The 7,920-nt window shown below is 72.1% G+C and carries 7 protein-coding genes and 1 riboswitch; of the genes, 5 read left to right on the top strand and 2 right to left on the bottom strand.

Features of this window, described 5'->3' with window-relative positions; genetic code table 11:
• Window positions 1-140, bottom strand: a 140-nt coding sequence (locus tag C666_RS12820; RefSeq protein WP_370701731.1) for a bifunctional adenosylcobinamide kinase/adenosylcobinamide-phosphate guanylyltransferase, incomplete at its 3' end; no start/stop codon positions are given.
• A gap of 113 nt (window positions 141-253) precedes the next feature.
• Window positions 254-446, top strand: a riboswitch (cobalamin riboswitch).
• Between the two features lie 140 nt (window positions 447-586).
• Here C666_RS12820 and C666_RS12815 point away from each other — a divergent pair.
• From C666_RS12815 to C666_RS12795, 5 genes are read left to right on the top strand one after another with little or no spacing between them, the layout of a single operon-like run.
• On the top strand, window positions 587-2,410 hold the full coding sequence (locus tag C666_RS12815; RefSeq protein WP_004339961.1) for a TonB-dependent receptor domain-containing protein: 1,824 nt from the start codon (window positions 587-589) through the stop codon (window positions 2,408-2,410).
• A gap of 33 nt (window positions 2,411-2,443) precedes the next feature.
• Complete coding sequence (locus C666_RS12810) at window positions 2,444-3,421, top strand: FecCD family ABC transporter permease (protein WP_028791908.1); 978 nt, start codon at window positions 2,444-2,446, stop codon at window positions 3,419-3,421.
• 20 nt (window positions 3,422-3,441) lie between these two features.
• Window positions 3,442-4,224: an ABC transporter ATP-binding protein gene (locus tag C666_RS12805; RefSeq protein ID WP_004339958.1), complete on the top strand. Its 783-nt coding sequence runs from the start codon at window positions 3,442-3,444 to the stop codon at window positions 4,222-4,224.
• A 10-nt stretch (window positions 4,225-4,234) separates the two neighbouring features.
• A complete protein-coding gene (cobA, locus tag C666_RS12800; protein ID WP_004339957.1) occupies window positions 4,235-5,089 on the top strand; it encodes a uroporphyrinogen-III C-methyltransferase in 855 nt (284 codons plus the stop codon).
• Window positions 5,076-6,431: a cobyrinic acid a,c-diamide synthase CobB gene (locus tag C666_RS12795; protein WP_081593450.1), complete on the top strand. Its 1,356-nt coding sequence runs from the start codon at window positions 5,076-5,078 to the stop codon at window positions 6,429-6,431. Before cobA ends, C666_RS12795 begins: the two co-directional genes overlap by 14 nt.
• Here the strand turns inward: C666_RS12795 and C666_RS12790 are convergent.
• The gene (locus C666_RS12790; RefSeq protein WP_004339955.1) at window positions 6,364-7,905 is read right to left on the bottom strand and encodes an efflux transporter outer membrane subunit; all 1,542 of its coding nucleotides are present in this window, start codon (window positions 7,903-7,905) and stop codon (window positions 6,364-6,366) included. The genes C666_RS12795 and C666_RS12790 overlap by 68 nt on opposite strands.
• Window positions 7,906-7,920 lie beyond the last annotated feature (15 nt).

The following is a 7,920-nucleotide window of genomic DNA, read 5'->3' as shown; positions in this document are numbered from 1 at the left end:
GCGGCCATCTCGTCGTCGAGCGCCTCGGCAGTGGCGATCACGGTGACGGCCAGGCCGGACGCGGCGGCGCGGCGTTCCGCCTCGCGGCTCTTGCCCGAGCGGGCGCCGCCCAGGATCAGTTCGTATGTCATTGTGCTGATTGCCTTTTCGCCCGCGGGGAGGTTCCGCCGACGCAGTGCACGATGTGGGGCCGGTACGGTATCATCCGCCCCCACTGCCCCGGAAGGGGCAGCGCGCCATCGGTGCCCACGGGCGGTTCCCGCCCAGGGTTAAACGGGAAACAGGTGCGCGGCCCATGGTCACATGGGGCCGCAATGCCTGTGCTGCCCCCGCAACGGTAAGCATGCGCAAGGTGGATCACGCAGCCACTGGGTTCGTCGCCCGGGAAGGCGGTCCATCCGTCCAGCCGTCAGGCTGGCACAGCATGTGAGCCCGGAGACCGGCCGTGACGCGAATTGGCGGATGTGCCGCGGGGTGGCGGCGATGGGCATGTTCTGCGGCTCTGTTCGTTTCTTCCCGGCTCATCCTGTTGCTTATCGCCACGGCGCGCGGGGACGCGGCGCCCTGGCGCGGGGAGAACGAAACAATGAAGATCCGCCTTTGCACCACGGCGATCGCCGTGGCGAGCGCTTTTCCGATGTACGTACCGTCCGCGCTCGCGCAGGACCAGATGGGCGAGGCCGTCGTCGTCACCGCCACCCGCCAGCAGCAGCGCGCGGACGAGACGCTGGCCAGCGTCGATGTGATCACGCGCGAGCAGATCGAGCGCGCCGGGCACAGCACGCTGACCGATCTGCTCGCGGCCCAGCCCGGCATCCAGATCAGCAGCAACGGCGGTCCGGGCGCCAATACCGGCATCTTCATCCGCGGGGCCAACTCCGGCCACACGCTGGTGCTCGTCGACGGCATGCGGATCGGTTCCGCGACCTCGGGCCAGCCCGCGCTCGAAGTGATTCCGACCGAGCTCATCGAGCGCGTCGAGATCCTGCGCGGACCGGCGAGCGCGCTGTACGGTTCGGATGCGATCGGCGGCGTGATCCAGATCTTCACCCGCAAGGGCGAAGCGGGCCTGTACCCCAGCGTGCGCGCCGGTGTCGGCACTGAGCGCAGCTACACGCTCGGCGCTTCGCTCGCCGGCGGGCAGGACCGCCTGCGCTACAGCGTGTCGGCCGGGCGCGAACGTACCGATGGCTTCAACGTGCGCAAGAACCCGTCGACCGTGGCCGACCGCGACCGCGATGGTTTCCACAATGACTACCTGAGCGCCTCGGCGTCGCTCGGCCTGCGCGACGACGACGAGATCGGGCTGACGCTGTTCCATTCCGAGGGGCGCAACTGGTACGACTCCGACAACGAGTTCAACTCCCGCGTCGACAAGGGGCTGGATACCGCTGGCATCTACCTGCGCAACAAGCTTGCCGACGGATGGGTGAGCACGCTGCGCCTGGGCTACAGCGAGGACCGTTCGCACAGCCGCGGGTCGTCGGCGCCGGTCGACCGGTTCGACACCGAGCAGACCCAGTTCGCGTGGCAGAACGACATCTCTCTGGGCGGCGGCCTGCTGCTCGCGGCGGTCGAGCACCTGGAGCAGCGCATCGACACGACCGGCACCTTTGACCGCGACACGCGCCGGGTGGATTCGGCCCTGCTGGGCTGGGGCGGGCAGTTCGGCAAGCATCACCTGCAGGTCAACGCCCGCCACGACGACGACTCCCAGTTCGGCGGCAAGACCACGGGCCTGCTCGCCTACGGCTACCAGATCCTGCCCGAGTGGCGGGTGCGCGGCAGCGTCGGCACCGCGTTCAAGGCGCCGACCTTCAACGATCTGTACTTCCCGCTGGCCTGCTTCCCGCCCTTCGGCTGCTTCGGCGGCAACCCGGACCTGAAGCCGGAAGAGTCGCTCAACCGCGAGATCGGCGTGGTCTGGGAACGGGGCGGACTGCAGATGAGCGCCACTTACTACAACAACCGGGTGAAGAACCTCATCCAATGGGGCAGCACGCCGGACAACGTCGGCAAGGCCAAGCTCGAAGGCCTCGAATGGGGCGTGAGCGCGACCGTGGCCGATTACCGCGTGCGGGCGACGGTCGACCTGCTCGACGCCAAGGACGAGGACAGCGGCGAGCGTCTGGTGCGGCGGGCGCGCCGTGCCGCCTCGCTCGGCATCGACCGCAGCGCCGGCAAGTGGAGCTGGGGCGCCGAGTGGCGCGGCCAGAGCGAGCGCGAAGACGGTGGCGAGCGCCTCGGCGGCTACGGCATCGTCAATGCCTGGGTCCATCATGCGCTGACGCCAGCACTGCGGCTCGAGCTGCGGGCGAACAACGTGTTCGACAAGGACTACACGCTTGCGCGCAATTTCGCCACCGCGGGCGCCAATGCCTTCGTCGCGCTGCGCTACACGCCGCGCTGACCCCCGGCGCCCGGCTTGCGGGCACCTGCGCGCATGAGGTCCCGTGCCCGCATCGTGCTCGTGATGGCCGCGCTGGCCCTGGCCGGCGCGGTCGCGCTCGTCTGGGCGCTGGCAGCGGGCGACATGCCGATCGGCCTGAGCGAGGTGTTCGCCGCGCTGGCCGGCAGCGAGGGCATGGCCGGCGGCATCGTGCGCGAACTGCGCCTGCCGCGCGCCGTCGCCACCTTCGTCTGCGGCGGCCTGCTCGCCACCGCCGGAGCGGTGATGCAGGTGCTGCTGCGCAATCCGCTGGCCGACCCGTACATTCTGGGCATTTCCGGCGGGGCGGCGGTGGGGGCGCTGGTGGCGCTCATGCTCGGGGCGGCGGCGATCTGGGTCGATGCGCTGGCCTTCGCCGGCGCATTGACGGCGATGCTGCTGGTGTTCGGCCTGGCGCATGGCGACGGCAGCTGGACGCAGACGCGGCTGCTGCTGACCGGCGTCATCGTCGCCGCCGGCTGTGGCGCCGCGGTGATGCTGATGCTGGCGTTGGCATCCGACACGCGGGTGCAGTCGATGCTGTTCTGGCTGATGGGCGATGCCAGCGGCGCGGCGCGGCCGTGGCCGGGGCTGGCCGTGCTGGTGCTGGGCCTGGCGGCGGTGATGCCCTTTGCGCGCGACCTCAACGTGCTGGCGCGCGGCGAGCTCAATGCGCGGGCGCTGGGCGTCGATGTGCGCCGCCTGCGTCTGGGGCTGTACGTGCTGGCTTCGCTGCTGACCGCCACCGCGGTGACCCTGATCGGCTCGGTGGGCTTCGTCGGCCTGATCGTGCCGCACCTGGTGCGGCTGGCGCTGGGCAACGACCAGCGTGTGCTGATCCCGGCGGCGGCGCTGGCCGGCGGCACGCTGCTGACGGTGGCCGACACCGCCGCGCGCACGGTGATCGCGCCGCAGCAACTGCCGGTGGGCGTGCTGACCGCCTTGATCGGCGTGCCGGTGTTCCTGTTCCTGTTGGCGAGGCACCGGCGTTGAGCGCGCCCGCAGGTGATTCCGTGCCCCTGCTCGAAGCCGACGGCCTTGCGCTGCGGGTGGGCGAGCGCTGGCTGTGCTGCGAGTTCAGCCTGAACCTGGCGGCGGGCGAGTGCCTGGCCCTGCTGGGGCCGAACGGGGCGGGCAAGACCACGCTGCTGCACACGCTGGCCGGGCTGCGCGGGCCCGACGTGGGCCAGGTGCGCATCGGCGGGCGCCCCTATGCCGCGTGGCCGGCGCTGGAGGCGGCGCGCTTCCGCGGCCTGCTGCCGCAGCAGCAGCCGGACCATTTCGCCGCGACCGTGCTGGAGACGGTGCTGATCGGGCGCCATCCCCACCTCGGGCGCTGGGGCTGGGAAACCGGCGAGGACGAGGCCGTCGTCCGCCGGGCGCTGGCCGACGTCGGCCTGCAGGGCTTCGAGGCGCGCGACGTGCTGACCCTGTCCGGCGGCGAGCGCCAGCGCGTGGCGATCGCCACCCTGCTCGCGCAGGCGCCGCGGCTGTTCCTGCTCGACGAGCCCCTGAACCATCTCGACCTCCACTATCAGATCGCCACGCTCGAATTGTTCCGCCACATCGTCCGTGGCGGCGACCGTGATGGCGTGCGGCGTGGTGCGGTGCTGGTGCTGCACGACATCAATCTCGCCGCCCGCTACGCGGATCACGTTATCCTGCTCGACGGCCGCGGCGGCGTGGTCGCGGGCGAGCGCGACAGCGTGATGCGCCCCGAACTGCTGAGCCAGGCTTTCGGCCACCCCCTGCGCCGCTTCGAACACGAAGGGCGCGTCGTTTTCGTTCCGGATTGAGCGTCCTGCCATGAAGCACTCCCCCGATCTCGCCGTCTTCCGTCCCGGGCCGCTGCCCGGCCACGTCTATCTGGTCGGTGCGGGGCCGGGCGATCCTGAATTGTTGACCCTGCGCGGCGCGCGCCTCGTCGCCGGGGCGGACGCGGTGGTGTACGACAATCTCGTCGCGCCGGCCATCGTCGATCTGGCGCCGGCCGCGGCCGAGCGGATCTACGTCGGCAAGAAGGCCGCCGACCACACGCTGCCGCAGCACGAGATCAATGCGCTGTTGGTGCGCCTGGCGCAGGCCGGCAAGCGGGTGGTGCGGCTCAAGGGCGGCGATCCCTTCATCTTCGGGCGCGGCGGCGAGGAAATGGAAGACCTGCTCGACGCCGGCATCACCGTCGAGGTCGTGCCGGGCGTCACCGCCGCGGCGGGCGTCGCCGCCTACGCCGGCATTCCGCTCACCCACCGCGACCATGCGCAGTCGGTGGTGCTGACCACCGGCTACCTCAAGGACGGCTCGCTCGACCTCGACTGGCCGCTGCTGGCACATCGCGGCCAGACGCTGGTGATCTACATGGGCATCTCGCGCCTGGCGGAAATCTGCGCGCAACTCGTCGCCCACGGCTTGCCGGCGACGACGCCGGCGGCGGTCATCGAGCGCGGCACCACGCATGCCCAGCGCGTGGCCAAGGCCGACCTCGCCACGCTGGTGGACGAGGTCCGGCGGCTGGGCATCCGTCCGCCGTCGCTGACGGTGATCGGCGACGTCGTCAGCCTGTATCCGCGCCTGACGTGGTTCCAGCCCGGCGATCCGCCGCCGTCCGCGCCGCTGCCGCACGCGGGCTGTGCGGTCGTGCACCCGGGCGATGCGTCCCGCTGACTCCGCGCCGACGGCGCCCTCCTCGCAGGCGGCTCCGCTCCGGCAGCCGGCTGCGGGCAGCGCGCGCTGCCCGGCACTGTTCGTCGCCGCGCCCGCTTCGGGCCAGGGCAAGACCACGATCACCGCCGCGCTCGCCCGCCTGCATGTCCGGCTCGGGCGCAGGGTGAGGGTGTTCAAGTGCGGGCCGGATTTCCTCGATCCGCAGATCCATGCCGTGGCCAGCGGCGCACCGGTGCACAACGTCGATCTCGGCATGTGTGGCGAGGCCGACATTGCCTGGCGTCTGCACCGGGCCGCATGCGAGGCCGACCTGATCCTGGTCGAAGGCGTCATGGGCCTGTACGACGGCGCGCCGTCCGGCGCGGACATCGCGCGCCGCTTCGGCATTCCGGTGATGGCGGTGATCGATGCGCGGGCGATGGCGCAGACTTTCGGCGCCGTGGCGCATGGCCTGGCGCACTACCAGCCCGGCATCCCCTTTGCCGGTGTGCTCGCCAACCGCGTCGGCAGCACGCACCACGCGGATCTGCTGCGCGAGGCGCTGCCGGACGGCATGCGCTGGTTCGGTGCGGTGATGCGCGACGCCGATGCGGCGCTGCCCGAACGCCATCTCGGGCTGATGCAGGCACAGGAGATCGACGATCTCGGCGCCCGCCTGGAGCGCCTGGCCGACCACCTGGAACGGACCGGTGCCGCCGGGCTGCCGCCGGCGGTCGATTTCCCGGCGGCGCCGGCGCCAGCCGTTCCGCCCCTGCTGGCCGGCAAGCGCATCGCGATCGCACGCGATGCCGCCTACGGCTTCATCTACCCGGCCAACATCGACACCTTGCGCGCACTGGGCGCCGAGCCGGTGTTCTTTTCGCCGCTGGCGGGCGAGGGCCTGCCCGCCGCATGCGATGCCGCGTGGCTGCCGGGAGGCTATCCGGAACTGCACGGCGGCACTCTCGCGGCCAATACCGCGTTCTGGGCCGGGCTGCGCGCCCACGTCGCCGCCGGCAGGCCGCTGCTCGCCGAATGCGGCGGCTGGATGAGCCTGCTCGAAACCATCGTCGATACCGCTGGCACCGCCCACGCCTTCGGCGGCCTGCTGCCGGGCCGTGCGCTGATGCAGCAGCGGCTCGCCGCACTCGGCATGCAGCAGGTGGACTTTCCGCAGGGGCGCCTGACCGGCCATACCTTCCACTATTCGAAGGCCGACACGCCGCTCGAACCCTGGCTGCGCGCGCAGCGGCCGGACGGCGGCGAGGGCGAAGCCATCTACCGCGTGGGGGCCATCACCGCGTCCTACGTGCACTTCTGGTTTCCGTCATGCCCGGCGGCGGTGGCGGCGCTGCTGGGCTGAAGCTTCGCTCGGCATCCCAGCCGCCGCCGAGCGCGCGTATCAGTCCCACCGCGCTGCGCGCGCGCTCGCCATCGAGCTGGACCGCCGCCCGCCGCTGCTGCAGTACGCTGCGGTCGGCATCGATGACCTCGAAATGGCTCGTCGCCCCCTCGCGATACTGCAGGCGCGACAGGCGCGCGGCGCGCTCGGCGGCGGCGACCGCCTCGTCCTGGGCGCGGGTGCGCGCGTCGAGCAGGCGCAGCGCGGCGAGGCCGTCCTCCACCTCGCGGAAGGCTTCGAGCACGGTCTGGCGGTAGCGCGCCACCTCCTCTTCGTACACCGCACGGGCGCGGTCCAGCCCGGCCGGCCTGCGGCCGCCGTCGAAGATCGGCAGCGACAGCATGCCGCCCACCAGCGGGCCGAGCAGGAAGGTCCGGCTGGACCACTGGAAGAGGTCGCCGAGTTCGGCCGATTCATAGCCGAACGCACCGGTCAGCGTCAGGCGCGGGAAGAAGGCGGCGTGCGCCGCGCCGATGCGCGCGTTGGCGGCGGCCATTGCGCGCTCGGCGGCGGCGATGTCCGGGCGCCGTTCGAGCAGCGCCGACGGCAGCCCGGCCGGCACCTCGACGGTGATCCGCCCGAGCGGCCGGGGCTCGAAGTCGAACACGGCCGGCGGCCTGCCGAGCAGAATCGCGAGTGCATGCTCGGCCGCCGCGCGGCGGCGGGCGATGCCGTGCGCCTCGGCCTGGGTCGCGGCCAGTTCGGTGCGGGCGCGGGCGACCTCGAGTTCGCCGATGTCGCCGGCCTCGAAACGGCGCCGCAGCAGTTCCAGCGCCTCGGCCCGCAGGCTCACGGTGGCGTCGAACAGGGCCTGCTCGGCATCGAGTTCGCGCAGCAGAAAGTAGCCCTGGGCGACATCGGCCTGCAGCGCGAGCTGCACCGAGCGCAGCAGGGCCTCCTGCTGCCGGGTGTCGGCGCCGGCGGCCGCGACCGTCGAGGCGACGCGGCCGAACAGGTCGACCTCGTAGGCGATGCCGACCTGGGCGCGCCACAAGGTGTCGGGCGAAACGGAAGCGTCCTCGTCGAGCCCCTGGGCGGCGGGCGAGGGCCGCTGGCGGGTGGGGCCGAAGCCGGCGTCGACCTGCGGCATGCGCTCGGAATGGGCACTGCCTTCCAGCGCCCGCGCCTGGGCCAGGCGGGCAGCCGCGGCCTTGAGGCCCTGGTTGGCCACCAGCGCCTCGGCCTGGAGCACGTTCAGCGTGTCGTCGCCGAACAGCCGCCACCATTCGCCGCGGTGCTGGTCCTCGGCCGGCATCGCGGCCTTCCAGCGCGCCGCGGCGGCGGCTTCGAGTGCCGGGTCGGCTTCCTTGAACGCGGCCGGGGTGGTGACCGCCGGGCGCTCGTAGACCGGCGCCAGCGAGCAGCCCGCCAGTGCGAACAGGGTGGCGAGCAGCAGCGGGACGCGCCGCGGGTGGAGAGTGTGCCTGGCATGCATGTGGACAGCGCCCTC

Origin of the sequence: Thauera linaloolentis 47Lol = DSM 12138 (assembly GCF_000310205.1) — a bacterium.
GTDB lineage: Bacteria > Pseudomonadota > Gammaproteobacteria > Burkholderiales > Rhodocyclaceae > Thauera > Thauera linaloolentis.
The sequence above is the reverse complement of the archived record's forward strand: the minus strand, read 5'-3'. Positions and strand labels throughout refer to the sequence as shown.